The 16,328-nt window shown below is 72.0% G+C and carries 12 protein-coding genes and 2 tRNA genes; 12 read left to right on the forward strand and 2 right to left on the reverse strand.

What is annotated here, in order from left to right; all coding sequences use genetic code 11:
• The first annotated feature begins 108 nt into the window (after window positions 1-108).
• The 5 genes from rsfS (at window position 109) to QFZ75_RS25695 (ending at window position 2,366) form a co-directional block, all read left to right on the forward strand.
• Window positions 109-555: a ribosome silencing factor gene (rsfS, locus tag QFZ75_RS25675; protein ID WP_307540515.1), complete on the forward strand. Its 447-nt coding sequence runs from the start codon at window positions 109-111 to the stop codon at window positions 553-555.
• Window positions 552-1,259, forward strand: a complete 708-nt coding sequence (locus tag QFZ75_RS25680; RefSeq protein ID WP_307540516.1) for a histidine phosphatase family protein — start codon at window positions 552-554, stop codon at window positions 1,257-1,259. Before rsfS ends, QFZ75_RS25680 begins: the two co-directional genes overlap by 4 nt.
• A gap of 201 nt (window positions 1,260-1,460) precedes the next feature.
• Window positions 1,461-1,533, forward strand: a tRNA-Ala gene (locus QFZ75_RS25685).
• A gap of 393 nt (window positions 1,534-1,926) precedes the next feature.
• The gene (locus QFZ75_RS25690; RefSeq protein ID WP_010986886.1) at window positions 1,927-2,160 is read left to right on the forward strand and encodes a hypothetical protein; all 234 of its coding nucleotides are present in this window, start codon (window positions 1,927-1,929) and stop codon (window positions 2,158-2,160) included.
• A gap of 133 nt (window positions 2,161-2,293) precedes the next feature.
• Window positions 2,294-2,366, forward strand: a tRNA-Ala gene (locus tag QFZ75_RS25695).
• Window positions 2,367-2,448: 82 nt separating this feature from the next.
• On the opposite strand, the gene QFZ75_RS25700 is transcribed toward QFZ75_RS25695, so the two are convergent.
• Complete coding sequence (locus tag QFZ75_RS25700) at window positions 2,449-4,074, reverse strand: NADH-quinone oxidoreductase subunit NuoF family protein (protein ID WP_307540518.1); 1,626 nt, start codon at window positions 4,072-4,074, stop codon at window positions 2,449-2,451.
• Entirely contained in the window at window positions 4,074-5,381 is a 1,308-nt protein-coding gene (locus tag QFZ75_RS25705) for a ferric reductase-like transmembrane domain-containing protein (protein WP_307540520.1), read from the reverse strand. Before QFZ75_RS25705 ends, QFZ75_RS25700 begins: the two co-directional genes overlap by 1 nt.
• A gap of 416 nt (window positions 5,382-5,797) precedes the next feature.
• Here QFZ75_RS25705 and leuS point away from each other — a divergent pair, with 416 nt between their 5' ends.
• From leuS to QFZ75_RS25740, 7 genes are all read left to right on the forward strand, one after another.
• A complete protein-coding gene (gene leuS, locus QFZ75_RS25710) occupies window positions 5,798-8,683 on the forward strand; it encodes a leucine--tRNA ligase (RefSeq protein ID WP_307540522.1) in 2,886 nt (961 codons plus the stop codon).
• A gap of 136 nt (window positions 8,684-8,819) precedes the next feature.
• Entirely contained in the window at window positions 8,820-9,641 is an 822-nt protein-coding gene (locus QFZ75_RS25715) for a hypothetical protein (protein WP_307540524.1), read from the forward strand.
• A 93-nt stretch (window positions 9,642-9,734) separates the two neighbouring features.
• A complete protein-coding gene (locus QFZ75_RS25720) occupies window positions 9,735-10,580 on the forward strand; it encodes a DegV family protein (protein WP_307540526.1) in 846 nt (281 codons plus the stop codon).
• A gap of 145 nt (window positions 10,581-10,725) precedes the next feature.
• Window positions 10,726-11,838, forward strand: a complete 1,113-nt coding sequence (locus QFZ75_RS25725) for a ComEA family DNA-binding protein (RefSeq protein ID WP_307540528.1) — start codon at window positions 10,726-10,728, stop codon at window positions 11,836-11,838.
• 23 nt (window positions 11,839-11,861) lie between these two features.
• Window positions 11,862-14,444 (forward strand): ComEC/Rec2 family competence protein, encoded by a 2,583-nt coding sequence (locus QFZ75_RS25730; RefSeq protein WP_307544781.1) that lies wholly within the window; start codon window positions 11,862-11,864, stop codon window positions 14,442-14,444.
• Window positions 14,445-14,448: 4 nt separating this feature from the next.
• The gene (locus QFZ75_RS25735; RefSeq protein ID WP_307540530.1) at window positions 14,449-15,276 is read left to right on the forward strand and encodes an arylamine N-acetyltransferase; all 828 of its coding nucleotides are present in this window, start codon (window positions 14,449-14,451) and stop codon (window positions 15,274-15,276) included.
• Window positions 15,277-15,446: 170 nt separating this feature from the next.
• A complete protein-coding gene (locus QFZ75_RS25740; protein WP_307540532.1) occupies window positions 15,447-16,325 on the forward strand; it encodes a YceI family protein in 879 nt (292 codons plus the stop codon).
• Window positions 16,326-16,328: the final 3 nt, after the last annotated feature.

Genomic DNA, 16,328 nt, shown 5'->3' on the forward strand with positions numbered 1-16,328 from the left:
CGGGCCCGCGGGGTGATCCATCCGTCGCGTGGGGTGCTGTCGGCGGTACGTGAGACCCTTGGGGTACGACCCCCCGGGGTTTCCTGACCGTCTACGGAAAGCCTTGTAGTGACCGCCACTGACCGCTCCACCGAGCTCATCACCACCGCCGCGCAGGCGGCCGCCGACAAGCTCGCGCACGACATCATCGCGTACGACGTCAGCGACGTGCTGTCGATCACGGACGCCTTCCTGCTGGCCTCCGCGCCCAACGACCGCCAGGTCAAGTCGATCGTCGACGAGATCGAGGAGCGGCTGAACAAGGAGCTCGGCGCGAAGCCGGTCCGCCGCGAGGGCGACCGCGACGCCCGCTGGATCCTGCTGGACTACGTCGACATCGTGGTGCACGTCCAGCACAGCGAGGAGCGTGTGTTCTACGCGCTGGAGCGGCTCTGGAAGGACTGCCCCGAGCTCGACCTGCCCGAGGACGCCAAGGCCACCCGCGGCAAGGCGGCCGAGCACGCCGAGCTCCAGGACACGGAGGACGCCGCCGAGCTGCGCGGAGAACTGCGATGACCGACGGCGCGGGCGAGGACCGTCCCGCGGCGGACGGCGGGCCGCCGTCCGGGGCCGGGAAGAAGGCGGGCCGGGGGCGCCGCGTCATCCTCTGGCGCCACGGCCAGACGCTGTGGAACGTGGAGCGCCGCTTCCAGGGCACCACGGACGTCGGGCTCACCGAGACCGGCGTGGGCCAGGCCCGCCGCGCCGCCCGGCTGCTCGCGTCCCTGCAGCCCGACGCGATCGTCGCGTCCGACCTGCAGCGGGCGGCGAACACCGCGGGCGAGCTGTCCGCGCTCACCGGCCTCGACGTGACGTACGACGAGGGTCTGCGCGAGACCTACGCGGGTGTCTGGCAGGGCCTGACGCACGAGGAGATCATCGCGCGCCACGGCGACCAGTACGCGGCGTGGAAGCGCGGTGAACCGGTGCGCCGGGGCGGGGGCGAACTGGAGACCGAGGTCGCCGACCGTGCGGCCCCCGTGGTGCTCCGGCACGCCGACAAGCTGCCGGACGACGGCACGCTCGTGGTCGTCAGCCACGGCGGCACCATCCGCACCACCATCGGCCGCCTCCTCGGCCTGGAGTCCCAGCACTGGGAGAGCCTCGGCGGCCTCTCCAACTGCTGCTGGTCCGTCCTCGGCGAGGGCGCCCGCGGTTGGCGGCTCCTGGAGCACAACGCGGGCACCCTGCCCGAGCCGGTGCTGGGCGACGACGACTAGGACCTCCGGCCGGCAGGACGTGCGTGCGCCCGGCGGGCGGGCCGCCGCACCGGCCGGAGGATTCCGGTGGCCCTGGAGGATCCCGGTGGTCCTTCCGGTCGAGGGCCCCGGCGGCCCGCGGCACCGGATTTCACTTTCCGGCTGGTCGCAGGCTAAAGTTCTTCTTGTTCCGCCGCCGGGAAAGCGGCCGGGACGCAACAAGGGGCTATAGCTCAGTTGGTAGAGCGCCTGCATGGCATGCAGGAGGTCAGGAGTTCAATTCTCCTTAGCTCCACACATCGAAGATCCCGTCCCCTCAGGGGGCGGGATCTTTCGTCATCCTCATCTTCCTCCCGGTTGAGTCACTTGGGCTCCGCGGGCGTATACCTCTTCGGACGTGCTGCTCGTCCGCGTGCGGACGCCGGCCGCGGCCGGCGCGACGAGCGGTGCGACGGGTGACGTGTCCGGACTGGTACGAAGGCGTCGCTGACCGTCCCGCTCCGGCCGTGGCAGAATCAAACGACCGGAAGGGAGCGCGGCCCGACGGGAGGGAGTGGCGATGCCTGCGAGCATGCTCGGGAAGGTCGGCGACCTCCCCGGGTCCGAGGCCCTCCGAGCCCCCGTGTCCGGAGACGACGGAGGAGTTTCCTACGTGTGCACGGCCTGCGGCCGCAGCTGGAGCTGATCGATGGGTGCACACAGGCGCAAGTGCGATTGGTGCGGCAGTGGTACGCCCATCGTGCGCGACATGGAACCGGTCAACCACGACTATCAGTACTGGTGCGAGGAATGCGCGCGGGCGCTGATCATAAAAGGCGACCCGATCGAGACGTACCGCGAGCTGGAGGGCGAGCCGATCTACGGCCGGCTCCTCGACGAGCACTGCACGCTCAAGCGTTTCTACTCGTTCGCCACCGCCTGAGCACCGCCGGCGTACCGCCCGGGTACGGCCCGGACGCGGCGCCGCCGGCGGCGGCCGGAAACGATTTGGTGGAGCGCCGGGGAGACCGGTAATGTTGGCGTCGCCGCCGGGGAAACCCGGTGGAACACCGCGAGGGGCTATAGCTCAGTTGGTAGAGCGCCTGCATGGCATGCAGGAGGTCAGGAGTTCAATTCTCCTTAGCTCCACGGAAGTCGGCTTCACGCAAGCCGGCTGCGGAACAGACAAGAGCGGGCCGTCCGATCAGGACGGCCCGCTCTTTCGTGTCGGTCAGCGGCCGCGGCCCAGGGCGCGACGGCCGCCCCCGCCGCCCTCGCGCACGGCGGGCAGGTTCTGCCGGGGAGCCGCTCCGCGGGTGTCCTCCTCCAGACGCAGGGCGAGCGCGGGGCAGCGCCGTACCGCCCGGATCGCCTTCGCCTCCGCGTAGCGGGGCACCGACGCCTGGGCGACGGTCGGGAAGCCGTCCCCGCCCAGCTGGAAGACCTCCGGGAGGATGTCCGCGCACAGGCCGTGCCCGCGGCACAGCGTCCAGTCCACGAAGATCTTCTGACGGGGCGCGCCCTGCTCCTCCTCCGGCGGCTGGCCGCCCGGGATGCCGGTGGGCTGCTGGCCGCCCTCGAAGAGCGGCAGGACACCCTCCACGGGCCGGCCGCAGCCGTTGCCGAGGACGTGCGCCGCGAGGTCGTCGGTGAACGCCTTGATGGTCGACTCCAGGAACATCGCGGAGCCGTCCGGGTGGGAGCACGCGCCGCGCCGCTTCACGGCGTTGGCGACCTGCTTGAGCGCTTCGAGGGCGGCCGGGCCGCCGCCGTTGAGGATGTCCTCCATGCCGCGGGCCGCGGCCGGCAGACCGAGGTAGCAGGGACCGCACTGGCCGGCGCTCTCCTCGGCCAGCCACTGGGCCACGCGCAGCGACTCGCCCAGCGGGCAGGTGTTCATGCTGATCGGCAGGATCGCGCCGGCGCCCAGCGCCCCGCCCACCGCGTCCAGGGAGTTGCGCGAGACGATCGCCTCGTTGACCGTCGCGGAGTCCAGCCACTTGCCGTGGTAGCCGCCGGTCAGGACGCCCTGCGGGACCGGCGGGGCGCCGGCCAGCTGCAGGATGTAGCGCAGCGGTACGCCCGTCGGGGCCTCGATCACCATCGGGCGGGCGACCGCCCCGGAGACGGTGAGCAGGACGGTGCCGGGCTCGTCGTACAGGCCGGTGTTCCCGTAGCGCTCGGCGCCGATGCGGGCGCCGATGGCCAGCTGGGCGAAGGTCTCGGCGTTCGACAGCAGCGTGGGAGCGCCGCCGACACCGTTCTGCGACGCGCTGGTCTTGCGGCCGGGCGGGATCGCCGGGCCGCCGTCGATGGAACGGACCAGCGAGGCGGCCGCCCCGGTCACCATCCGTACGGGATTGCGCTGCACCCGCGCGCGGATGGTGGCCCCGCGCCGGTTGGTCAGCCCGCGCTCGGAGAGCGCCGCCTCCATCGACCGCTGGGTGGATTCACGGGTCACGCCGATGACCAGGGTGCGGGCGCCCAGGGCCTCCGCGACCAGCAGGGCGCCGTCCAGGATCAGGTGCGGGGCACGGTTGATCATCACCGTGTCCTTGCGGCAGGCGGGCTCGTCCTCGCTGCCGTTGACGACGACCACGGGCCGTACGCCCCGGCGGATCGCGGCCTCGGCGACCGACCGCAGCTTCTTGTGGAACGGGAAGCCCGCGCCCCCGCGGCCCTTCAGGTTGATCCGCTCGGAGAGCTGCGCGAGCTGCTCTCCGCCCATGGGCTCGAGCGGCCCGTGCACCTTCAGGTGCATGGGCAGGTCGAGTCTCTCGACGAGGTCGAATCCGGAGGTGAGCTGGGGAAGGCCCACCACTCGGACTTCGGGGACGTCGGGAAGGGCCTCGTTCACTAATAGCCTCCGGAAGGCGCGTTCCAGGGTTCGCCGTTGCTCGGTGCGTCGAAGGAACCGGGCAGCGTTTCAGTGGCGGGACCGCTGTTGTACGTGTCGTTCGGGTTGTACGTACCGAGAGGGTCGTTCGTCTCACCGGTGTTGTACAAGTCACTCCCGCCGTACGAGGCGTTGCCGGGGGGAGAACCGTCGTAGACGGGGATGAAGGCGCCCGTGTCGTAGTTCGGTGTCTGGGCGGGGCGCGGCGGGGCCTCGTAGAGAGGCGGCGAGGGGGACGGCCAGCGGGACCCGTCGCCGCCGTCGACGCGCGGTACCGCCTGCGTGGGCTGCATGTCCATCGGGAACTGCATGGGCCGGGCCGGGTCGACGTCCAGCGGGTCCTGCGCGCGCGGGCTGGACGTGGCCCGGTAGGCGGCCGCGAAGCCGCCGGTGTCGGTGAGCGACCCGGTGTCGGTGAAGGAAGCGCCGGTGTCCTGGAAGGGGGAGCGCTGCTGGGACGCGCCCCGCTGCTGGGGGATCGGCTGGTCGGGGAAGCCGGGCCGGCCGCCGCCCCTGCCGCCGCCCCGCGGGGCCTCGGCGGCGCGGCGCCCCGGGGGCTCCTCGCGGAACGCCCTGTTGTTGCCGTTGTCGAGCAGGGCCAGCACGCGCTTGGCGAACTTCCGCTTGAACGGCAGGGGGGCCGCCCGCAGGGCCAGCGCTCCCATGACGGCGACCAGGGCGAGGCTGTAGAGGATCACGAAGACCGGTTTGGCCTCGCGGCCCGCGAAGAGGCCGTGGACCAGGGCCGCGCACCAGGCGGGGTAGGCCAGCATGTGCACCGCGCGCCAGCGGGCGGCGACCTCCGCGGGGGACGCGAACCTGCTGCGCAGCGCGCCGGTGAGGGCGGTGAAAATCATCAGGAGGCCGGCCAGGGTGCCGAATCCGATGAGCTGGCCCGTGCCGGTGACACCCAGGCCGAAGGGGACGAAGACCGCGATCGCGGAGACGTGGTCGAGGAAGAGCTTGACCGAGACGTGCAGCAGCAGGAAGCCGACCGAGCTCACCGCGGTGGTGCGGTGCACGGCCTGGGCGATCAGGCGCTGACGGGTGTTGAGGAAGACCCGGTCGGTGGCGACGAGTCCCCAGAGCACCGAGCAGGTCAGGGCGACGAGGGACAGCACGCCCGCGCCGAAGTTGATGAAGTCGCGGAATGCGTCACCTCCGACCACGACGCTGACGGGTATGAGCAGCAGAACGGCAGCCATCACTCCGCCCTGGACCGAGCGACTCGGCCGGGAGAGCGTGCTGTTGTTGCGGCGAGAGTTCATGGGGCAACTCCGAACAGTTCGGGAAAGCGGTCCCGCTGCCGCACTCTAGGTCGAGCCATACCGAGGAGTACGAGGTTTGAGTTATCTCGCTGTTATCAAAGGGCGGTGAGGGAGTGGTGATGTCCCTTAGCGGCCCTTACGCGAAGTAACCTTTGACCTTTGTCCAGCGTGTGTCGACGCGGCGCGGGGAGCGACACTCAGTGCCGGAGCGTAGCCGAAACCGCGTCGCGCCCCGCTCGGCCGCTGCGGTACCCTGACGTCATGCGTGCCGTACGCCTTCTGCTTAGTGAGCCGCGCTGATCACACCCGGTCGCCGGAAAACCGCGACCGGCATCGGCGCGGCGCCCCCTCCTGTGCGAGGGGTTTTTTCATTTCCTGAGCCGCTGGCAGAGACGATCGATGGAGCTTTGAGGATCATGAGCGAGACGAACACCGCTGCCGCTTCCGAGGTGGTCGCGCCGCACCGCTACACCGCCGCCATGGCCGAGCAGATCGAGGCACGCTGGCAGGACGTCTGGGACGCGGACGACACCTACGCGGCGCCCAACCCGAAGGGTGACCTGGCCGGCGACCCCGAGCTGGCCGCCCGGCCCAAGAAGTTCATCATGGACATGTTCCCGTACCCCTCCGGTGCGGGCCTGCACGTCGGCCACCCCCTGGGCTACATCGCCACCGACGTGTACGCCCGGTACCAGCGGATGACCGGCCACAACGTCCTGCACACCCTGGGTTTCGACGCCTTCGGCCTGCCCGCCGAGCAGTACGCCGTGCAGACCGGCACGCACCCGCGTGTGTCCACCGAGGCCAACATCGCCAACATGAAGGTCCAGCTGCGCCGCCTGGGCCTGGGCCACGACAAGCGCCGGTCCTTCGCGACGATCGACCCGGAGTACTACAAGTGGACGCAGTGGATCTTCCTGCAGATCTTCAACTCCTGGTACGACGCCGACGCCGACCGGGCCCGCCCGATCGCCGAACTGGTCGCCCTGTTCGAGAGCGGTGAGCGCGAGGTCCCCGGCGGGCGTCCCTGGAGTGAGCTGTCCCACACCGAGCGCGCCGACGTCCTGAGCGACTTCCGCCTGGCGTACGCCTCCGAGGCGCCCGTCAACTGGTGTCCCGGCCTGGGCACGGTCCTGGCGAACGAGGAGGTGACCGCGGACGGCCGCTCCGAGCGCGGCAACTTCCCCGTCTTCAAGTCCAAGCTGCGCCAGTGGAACATGCGGATCACCGCGTACGCCGACAGGTTGCTGGACGACCTGGACGCGCTGGACTGGCCCGAGGCCATCAAGCTGCAGCAGCGCAACTGGATCGGCCGCTCCGAGGGCGCCCGCGTCGACTTCCCCGTCGGCGACGAGGCCATCACGGTCTTCACCACCCGCCCGGACACCCTGTTCGGCGCGACCTACATGGTGCTGGCCCCCGAGCACCCGCTGGTCGAGAAGTTCACCCCGGCCGCCTGGCCCGAGGGCACCCACGACGTCTGGACCGGCGGCCACGCCACCCCCTCCGAGGCCGTCGCCGCCTACCGCGCGCAGGCCGCCTCGAAGTCGGACGTCGAGCGGCAGGCCGAGGCCAAGGACAAGACCGGCGTCTTCATCGGCGCGTACGCGACCAATCCGGCCAACGGCGAGCAGGTCCCCGTCTTCATCGCCGACTACGTCCTGATGGGCTACGGCACCGGCGCGATCATGGCGGTCCCGGCGGGCGACCAGCGCGACTTCGAGTTCGCGCGCGCCTTCGAACTGCCGATCCGCTGCGTGGTCGAGCCCACCGACGGCCGCGGCACCGACACGTCGACCTGGGAGAACGCCTTCGGCTCGTACGACGCGAAGATCATCGACTCCGCGAACGACGAGATCTCGCTGGACGGCCTGGGCGTGGTCGAGGCCAAGGCGCGCATCACCGAGTGGCTGGAGCGCGGAGGCGTCGGCCGCGGCACCGTCAACTTCCGGCTGCGCGACTGGCTGTTCAGCCGCCAGCGGTACTGGGGCGAGCCCTTCCCGATCGTCTACGACGAGGACGGCATCGCCCACCCGCTGCCCGAGTCGATGCTGCCCCTGGAGCTGCCGGAGGTCGAGGACTACTCGCCGCGCACCTTCGACCCGGACGACGCGGACACCTCCCCGGAGACCCCGCTGTCCCGCAACGGGGACTGGGTGAACGTCAGCCTGGACCTGGGCGACGGCCGCGGCACGCGCGTGTACCGCCGTGAGACCAACACCATGCCCAACTGGGCCGGCTCCTGCTGGTACGAGCTGCGCTACCTGGATCCGCACAACTCCGAGAAGCTGGTCGACCCCGAGGTCGAGCGGTACTGGATGGGCCCGCGCGAGGGCCGGCCGCACGGCGGCGTCGACCTGTACGTCGGCGGCGCCGAACACGCCGTGCTGCACCTGCTGTACGCGCGCTTCTGGTCCAAGGTGCTGTTCGACCTGGGGCACATCTCCTCCGCGGAGCCGTTCCACAAGCTGTACAACCAGGGCATGATCCAGGCCTTCGTGTACCGCGACAGCCGTGGCATCGCCGTACCGGCCACCGAGGTGGAGGAGCGCGACGGCGCCTACTACTTCGAGGGCGAGAAGGTCTCCCGGCTGCTGGGCAAGATGGGCAAGTCCCTGAAGAACGCGGTCACCCCGGACGAGATCTGCGCCGAGTACGGGGCGGACACCCTGCGCCTGTACGAGATGGCGATGGGCCCCCTGGACGTGTCACGGCCGTGGGACACGCGCGCGGTGGTGGGCCAGTTCCGGCTGCTGCAGCGGCTGTGGCGCAACGTGGTCGACGAGACGACGGGTGACGTCACCGTGGTCGACGTGGCGGACGCAGACATCGACCCGGACACGCTGCGCGCCCTGCACAAGGCGATCGACGGCGTACGCCAGGACCTGCAGGGCCTGCGCTTCAACACCGCCATCGCCAAGGTCACCGAGCTGAACAACCACCTGACCAAGGTGGGCGGCCCGGTCCCGCGGTCGGTCGCCGAGTCACTGGTGCTGCTGGTCGCGCCGCTGGCCCCGCACATCGCCGAGGAACTGTGGCGCAAGCTGGGGCACGCCGACTCGGTCGTCCACCGGGACTTCCCCGTGGCCGACCCGGCGTACGTCGTGGACGACACCGTGACCTGCGTCGTGCAGATCAAGGGCAAGGTCAAGGCGCGCCTGGAGGTCTCCCCGTCGATCTCGGACGAGGAGCTGGAGAAGGCGGCACTGGCCGACGACAAGGTGGTCGCGGCGCTGGACGGGGCGGGCATCCGCAAGGTGATCGTGCGGGCGCCGAAGCTGGTGAACATCGTTCCGGCGTAGGTGACACTCGGACCGGCCGGCTCAGGGTAGTCCCCTACGGGCAGGTTGGGGGTTCCGTCGGAACCCTCGGCCTGCCTTTTCCGTTTACCGTGAAAGGAGCCGACCGGCACTGGACGCAGCACCCGAGAGGACCTTCATGGAAGCCGTGGTCGCCATCGTCGCGCTGATCTTCGTGCTGTTCGTGACACTGGGCGTGTATGCCACGGTGAAGGCGGTCGGCGCCGCCAAGCGCGGTGTGGACCGCACCGTCGCACAGGCCCGCCGCACCGTGGAGGACCACACCCTCAGGGCAAAGACCTTCGCCCAGCCGGGGGCCCAGGGCCAGCTCGCCCAACTGCGGCTCTCCCTGCGCACATCGATGCGGGCCACCCAGGACGCGCTGGACGCGGGCGTCACCGAGGACGAGTCGCTGAAGGAGTCCCTGGCCCTCTTCAACCGGCTCAGCGCGCACGGCCAGGAACTGGACTCCGAGTTGCGGCGCCTGGAGCGTGAACCGGACAGGGCGCGCCTCGCCGAGCGGCTGCCCGCGCTGCGCGAGCGCACCGAGCAGATCACGAAGTCGTCCGACGCCCTGCGCTGGGCCGCGCGCGACCGTGCCCAGCGCTTCGGGGGCGACGACCTGGACTCGCTGAGCACCCAGATCGACATGGAGGCGGGCGCGCTGCGGCACTGGACGACGGAGCCGGCTCCCACGCCGACGCCGCGGCCGACGACGGAACCCGGGACCGCGCGGACCACGGGACCGGCCGCCGCCGCGTCGTCCCCGCAGCCGTCCTCGACGCCATCCCCGTCGCCGTGGCCGGAGGCGCCGGCCGCTCCCGCCGCCGGCCGGCAGACCTGGCCGGAGAACGCCGAGTCGCGCAGGACCGAGGAGCCCACCCGGCCCGCGATCGACGCGCCCACGCGACGGCCCGCCTACCCTTGGGAGAAGAAGCCCCGCCCGGAGAGCACGACTTGATCCCGCGGAGGCACGACTTGATCCCGCCGGTCCGGCCGCGGGCGGAAGGGGCCGGGCTGCCGCCCGTGTCCGCCGACGGGTAACCTCCAGCTCATGTCCCGCCATGTCGCGATCGTCACCGATTCAACGGCCTACCTGCCGCCACGGACGATGGAGCGCCACGGCATCACCGCGGTGCCCCTGACCGTGGTCCTCGGCGACCAGGCACTCGAAGAGGGCACCGAGATCTCGGCCCGCTCCCTGGCCCTGGCGCTGCAGAAACGCCGGTCCGTCACGACCTCGCGGCCCAGCCCCGAGGTCTTCGCCGAGACCTACCGCCGTGTCGCCGACTCCGGCGCCACCGGCATCGTCTCGCTGCACCTGTCCGCCGAGTTCTCCGGCACGTACGACGCGGCGGTCCTCGCCGCGCGCGAGGCCCCCGTGCCCGTGCGCGTCGTGGACACCGGGATGGTCGCGATGGCCCTCGGCTTCTGCGCGCTGGCCGCCGCCGAGTGCGCGGAAGCGGGCGGCACGGTCGACGACGCGGTCACCGCCGCGGAGAAACGGGCCGCGGGCACGTACGCCTACTTCTACGTCGACACCCTCGACTATCTGCGCCGGGGCGGGCGGATCGGGGCGGCCCAAGCGCTGCTCGGGTCCGCCCTGGCCGTCAAACCGCTGCTGCAACTGGAGGGCGGGCGCATCGAGATGATGGAGAAGGTGCGCACCGCCACCAGGGCGATCGCCCGTCTCGAGGAGATCGTGGCCGACCGGGCCGGCAGCGCCCAGGTCGACATCGCCGTCCACCATCTCGCCGCGCCCGACCGCGCCTCGGCGCTCGCGGAGCGGCTGCGGCTGCGGATCCCGTCACTGGCCGACCTGCATGTGAGCGAGGTCGGAGCGGTGATCGGGGCGCACACCGGGCCGGGGCTGCTGGCGGCGGTCGTCTCACCTCGGTGAGGTGCCTGTGCGGGGTGACTCGTGGACACGGTGACCTGTATGCGCGGTGACTCGAACGAGTGGTGGGGTTGTCCACAACTGGGCGGTGATCCACCGGAATCGAGCAAGATCATCGCGCATCGGAGTTGTGCCCGATCCTCGTGGCATGGCACTTCGATCACGTTCACGGACCACGACGGTCAGCAGTGGGCCGGGCCGCGCCCCGGCCTCCGACGGCCGTATCCGACACCGCCGCCTGCCCTGCCGAGGCAGGTCCCGGTACCGACGCCGGCGCCGGGAGGCCTCGGCGGAGGTGCTGCGCCTGCGCGCCGAGACGCTCTTCGCCGCCGAGCGGACGAGGGTGCGCGGGGACTCTAGGCACGGGCCACCGGTTCGGGACGAGAGCGCTGCCGGTGCCGGTGCCGGTGCCGATGCCGGTTCCGGTTCCGGTGGGAGCGGGAGTGAGGACGGGGGCGGAGGCGCCTGGGGCGCGTGGCGGGCGCGGGCCGGGCTGGCCGTGCGGGAGCGGCTGCCGTTGTGGCTGCAGTCGAGGTGCGGGCTGGAGCGCAGGAGCGTGGCCGCGCTCACGGTGGTGCTGGTCGTCGCCGCTGCCTTCGCCGCCCAGCACTTCTGGACGGGACGGACCCAGCCGGTGCGGGCCCCGGAGGTCGTACGGGCCGCGGTTCCGTACGGGAAGGAGGGCGAGGGCGGGCGGAGGACGGCGGCCGGGACCGCCGCCGGGACCGACGCCGCGGCACGGACCCCGGCGAGCGCGACCGGCATCGGGGCAGGAGCCGGGAGCGGAGCAGGAGCCGGGAGCGGTGCTGGGGCCGTGATCGTGGTGGACGTCAGCGGCAAGGTGCGCGAGCCCGGTGTCCATCGGCTGCCTGCTGGTTCCCGGGTCACGGACGCGATCGAGGCCGCGGGCGGGCTGCGTTCCGGCGCGGACACCGAGGGCCTCAACCGCGCCCGGTTCCTGGTGGACGGCGAGCAGGTGGTGGTCGGCGCGCCGCCGCCGGTGGCAGGACCCGGCGCCGCAGGGCCACCGGGCGGCGCCGGCGGCAGTGGAGCCGCTGCCGCTCTCACGGCTCCGGTCGCCCTCAACACCGCCACCCTGGACCAGTTGGACACGCTGCCCGGTGTCGGACCCGTACTCGCGCAGCACATCATCGACTACCGAACCCAGCACGGCGGTTTCCGTTCGGTGGACGAGCTCCGTGAGGTGAACGGGATCGGCGACCGCCGTTTCGCCGATCTGCAGAATCGCGTACGGGCGTGACGCTCTCCGCGGGCCGGCCGGCCGTGCACGTGGGCGCCGGCAGTCCGCTCGGGGCCGCGCATCCCCGTCAGGAAGGTCCCACGGATCTGCGGCTGGTCCCGCCGGCGCTGGCGGCATGGGCGACGGCCGCGGTGACGCCGGACATGCCGCCGGGGTGGACCGCCGCTCTGGTGGGTGTCTGCGTGGCCGCGGCCGGGTGGCTCCTGATCACGGTACGCGGCACCGCGCGGGGCCGTGCCGGTGACCGACGGACCGGTGACCGACGTGCCGGTTCGTGGGGAGGTCGTCGGCATCCCTGGTCCAGGGCCTCCGTCGCGGCCGTGCTGCTCTGCGCCGCGGGCGCGGCCGCCTCCGCCGGGCTGCACGGCGCCGATCTGCGCAGAGGGCCGATCCCCGAGCTGGCGGAACGGTACGCACAGGTGACCGCCGAGGTGGAGGTCACCTCGGATCCCCGGCTCACCCGCCCCCGGATCAAGGGGAACCACGCCGCTCCGACCGCGGTCCTGCTCGACGCCGAGGTCCGGCAGGTCGAGGAGCCGGGCGGGGCACAGGCGCGGATCCGTACACCGGTACTGCTGATCGTGGACGCGGGTCCGGGGCTGGCCCGGGGGAAGGCGCGGTCGCCCTGGCTCTCCCTCCTGCCGTCCACCCGGGTGCGGGTGACGGCGCGGGTCGTGCCCGCGCTCGGGGGCGGCGACCGGATCGCTGCGGTGCTCCGGGTACGCGGCAGCGGGCCACCGGGGGTGGTCGGGCAGCCGTCCGCCCCCCAGCGGTTCGCCGGCGAGCTGCGGAGCGGGCTGCGCGAGGCGACCGGCGGACTGGAGCCGGACGCGCGGGCGCTGCTGCCGGGGCTGGTGGTCGGGGACACCTCGCGGCTCACCCCGGAGCTGGACGGGGCCTTCAGAGCGACCGATCTCACGCACATCCTCGCCGTCAGCGGCGCCAACTTCACGATCGTGCTCGCCCTGCTCATCGGGCCGGCGGGCCGGGCCCAGCAGATCGAGCGCCGCGGACTGGCGCCCCGGCTCGGTCTCCCGCTGCGGGCCACGGCCCTGTGCGGCGGGGCGCTCACGATCGGCTTCGTGATCGTGTGCCGGCCGGACCCGAGCGTGCTGCGGGCCGCGGCCTGCGGATCGATCGCCCTGGTGGCCGTCGCCACCGGGCGCCGCAGGACGTTGATCCCGGCGCTGGCCACGGCGGTGCTCGTGCTGGTGCTGTACGACCCCTGGCTGGCCCGGAGTTACGGCTTCCTGCTCTCCGTGCTCGCCACCGGCGCGCTGCTCACGCTAGCCCCGAGGTGGAGCGCGGCGCTCCGTGCGCGAGGGGTGTCCCCGAGGGCGGCCGAGGCCCTGGCGGCTGCCGGGGCCGCGCAGGCGGTGTGCGCGCCGGTCGTCGCGGTCCTCTCGGCGCGGGTCAGCCTGGTGGCGGTGCCCTGCAATCTGCTCGTGGAGTTCGCGGTGGCGCCGGCCACGGTGCTGGGCTTCGCGACGCTGGTGACGGCTTCCTGGGCGATGCCGGTCGCGAAGGTGCTGGCCCGGTGCGCGAGCTGGCCCGCCGGGTGGATCGCGGACATCGCCCGGGCGGGTGCGGCCCTGCCGGGTTCGGGCGTGGACTGGCCGGGGAGCTGGACCGGGGCGCTGTCGCTCGCCTGCGTCATTGCGGTCCTCGTGCTCATCGGGCGCAGGGTCCTGCGGAATCCCTGGCTGTGCGGTGCCTGCGGGGTGCTGCTCCTGCTCGTGACGGTGCAGCCGCCGCCCCTCACCCGGGTGATCACCGGGTGGCCGCCGCCCGGCTGGCGGTTCGCGATGTGCGACGTCGGCCAGGGGGACGCGACGGTGCTCGCGGCGGGCGACGGCAGCGCGGTGGTGGTCGACGCGGGGCCGGATCCGGTACTGGTCGACCGCTGTCTGCGCGCACTCGGCATCACCCGGATCCCGCTCGTCGTGCTGACCCACTTCCACGCGGACCATGTGGCGGGGCTGCCGGGTGTGCTGCGGGACCGGTCGGTGGGGGCGATCGAGACGACGGATTTCGAGGAGCCGCTCGCTCAGGCGGAGTTCGTGCGCCGGCAGGCGGCGGTCCGAGGCATCCCGGTGACGCGGGCGGCGGCGGGGGAACGGCGCCGTACGGGAGGGCTCGACTGGCAGGTGCTGTGGCCGCCCCCGAGCCCGCCTCCGGACTCGGCCCCGAGCCCGGTCCCGAGCCCGAGCCCGAGCCCGAGCCCGGTTCTGCGGCCGGAGGGCCCGAACGACGCGAGCGTCACCCTGCTCGTCCGGTCGGCCGGACTGACGATGCTGATGCTCGGAGACCTCGAACCACCTGCCCAGCAGGCGTTGTCGAGGTCTGAGGCAGGGGCCGCCCTGGCGGCCGTGGACGTCCTGAAGGTCGCCCATCACGGGTCGGCCCATCAGGATCCGGAGTTCATACGCAGGGTGGCGCCGCGCCTCGCGCTGATCTCCTGCGGCGCCGACAACCCCTACGGACATCCCGCACCGAGCACGGTGTTGGCACTGGAAGCGGGGGGCGCGCAGGTGCTGCGCACTGATGTGGACGGGGCGGTGGCGGTGGGAGGAGGAGACGATCGGCTGCTGGTCACGCGAGACTGAAGGTATGAAACCCGCACAGGTCGATGCCTACCTCCGCCGGATCGGCGTCACCCACCCCGCCTGGCCCACCACCGACGTACTCCGTGAACTGCAGTTGCGACACCTGCTGACGGTGCCGTTCGAGAACCTGTCGATCCATCTCGGGGAGGAGATCGCGCTGGATGAGAAACGGCTCCTGGACAAGGTGGTGGGCGCCCGCAGAGGTGGCTTCTGCTACGAACTGAACGGGGCGTTCGGCGCGTTGCTCAAGGCACTGGGCTTCGACGTGACGCTGCTCGCGGGCCGGGTGTACGGGGAGGGGGACCGGCTCGGGATCCCGTACGACCATCTCGCGCTGCGGGTCAGGACGGTGGACGGCGGTGACTGGCTGGCCGACGTCGGGTTCGGGGCGCACAGCCACTATCCGCTGGCCTTCGGGGAGCGGGGCGAGCAGGCGGATCCGGCGGGTACGTTCCGGGTGATCGTGGCCGGGGCGGATCCGGCCGGGGTGCGGGGGAGCGCCGGGGAGTTCGGGGACCTGGAGGTGGTGCGGGACGGCGGGTCGAGGTACCGGCTGGAGACGAGGCCGCGGGTGCTGGGGGACTTCGTGGCCGGCGCCTGGTGGCACAGCACCTCGCCGGCGTCGCACTTCACGCGGTCGACGGTCTGCTCGCGGGTCACCGACGACGGCGGGCGGGTCACGCTCAGCGGGCGCACGCTGACGGTCACGGCCCCCGAGGGCGGTAAGGGGACGACGGAGCTCGCTTCGGACGAGGAGGTGCTGGCGGCGTACCGGGAGCGGTTCGGGATCGTGCTGGAGCGCGTCCCGGTGGTCGGGAAAGGGGACGCCTGAGGGGAAAACGTAAACGGAGCGGCGAATTCGGGCTACTCGTGCGTAGTACCAGCACATGCGCTGGTTTACTGCGATGTGGTCGTCTGTTGCCTCGAAAGTCGCATCAGTGGTCGAATACCTCCCCGACAACGAGTGTTTTCACGGTGTGTTGACGCGAGGGTGGGTCGCAGATGGCCGGCAGCTGGCTGGGGAACCGTACGAACCGGGCGCAGGCGGGCAATCTCGCCAGCGTGTCCATGCCGGCCGGTGCCGGAGGGCTCGGCTGTCGGGTGCTGGATCCGGTCGGCCGGCCGGTGTCGGACGCGGAGTTCGTGGTCACGGACACCGCGGAGCGCAAGGTGGTCGGTGGGGAGCTCGATCCGTTCGGGTCGTTCCTGGTGACGGTCCCCGCAGGGGAGTACCGGCTCGCGGTGTCGGCGGAGGGGCACGCCCCGTACCGGGCGAACGTCACGGTGCCCGAGAACGAGGTGGCGGCGCTCGGTGACGTGACGCTGAATCCCGCCAGACCGCCCGCGTTACCCGGGCCGGGGGACTGGGAGATAGAGCCGACCCACTCCTCGATCGGCTTCACCGCGCGGCACATCGGGCTGGCCCGGGTGCGGGGCCGGTTCAACACCTTCGCGGGGATCGTCCGGATGGGCGAGGACATGGAGCAGTGGGCCATGCACGTGGTGATCGACGCCGCGTCGATCGACACCAACGTCAGGATGCGGGACGGGCACCTGAAGTCCGCGGACTTCCTGGACGTGGACCGGTTTCCGACGATCGAGTTCTACAGCGACCGGTTCACGCACCGGGGCGGCAGCCGGTGGGGGGTCGCCGGGGCGCTGTCGTTGCACGGGGTGACACGGACGGTCACGCTCGACACGGAGTATCTCGGGGTCGGCAACGGCGCGGAGGGCGAGGTGCGGGCGGCCTGCCGGGCCACCACCGAGCTGCGGCGCGACGACTTCACGATGAGCTGGCGGTCGATGCTGGCGAAGGGCATCGCCATGGTCGGCACGAGCATCACGGTCGACCTGGACATCCAGATCGTCCCCAAGGGCTGACCC

Source organism: Streptomyces sp. V3I8 (assembly GCF_030817535.1).
In the GTDB taxonomy this organism is placed as follows: domain Bacteria; phylum Actinomycetota; class Actinomycetes; order Streptomycetales; family Streptomycetaceae; genus Streptomyces.

Bases quoted from the DNA above. Each gene is read 5' to 3' on its own strand.
- QFZ75_RS25740 (WP_307540532.1), top strand. From the start codon at position 15,447: ATGGCCGGCAGCTGGCTGGGGAACCGTACGAACCGGGCGCAGGCGGGC.
- QFZ75_RS25735 (WP_307540530.1), top strand. From the start codon at position 14,449: ATGAAACCCGCACAGGTCGATGCCTACCTCCGCCGGATCGGCGTCACC.
- QFZ75_RS25720 (WP_307540526.1), top strand. From the start codon at position 9,735: ATGTCCCGCCATGTCGCGATCGTCACCGATTCAACGGCCTACCTGCCG.
- leuS (WP_307540522.1), top strand. From the start codon at position 5,798: ATGAGCGAGACGAACACCGCTGCCGCTTCCGAGGTGGTCGCGCCGCAC.
- QFZ75_RS25715 (WP_307540524.1), top strand. From the start codon at position 8,820: ATGGAAGCCGTGGTCGCCATCGTCGCGCTGATCTTCGTGCTGTTCGTG.
- QFZ75_RS25725 (WP_307540528.1), top strand. From the start codon at position 10,726: ATGGCACTTCGATCACGTTCACGGACCACGACGGTCAGCAGTGGGCCG.
- QFZ75_RS25690 (WP_010986886.1), top strand. From the start codon at position 1,927: ATGGGTGCACACAGGCGCAAGTGCGATTGGTGCGGCAGTGGTACGCCC.
- QFZ75_RS25705 (WP_307540520.1), bottom strand. From the start codon at position 5,381: ATGAACTCTCGCCGCAACAACAGCACGCTCTCCCGGCCGAGTCGCTCG.
- QFZ75_RS25680 (WP_307540516.1), top strand. From the start codon at position 552: ATGACCGACGGCGCGGGCGAGGACCGTCCCGCGGCGGACGGCGGGCCG.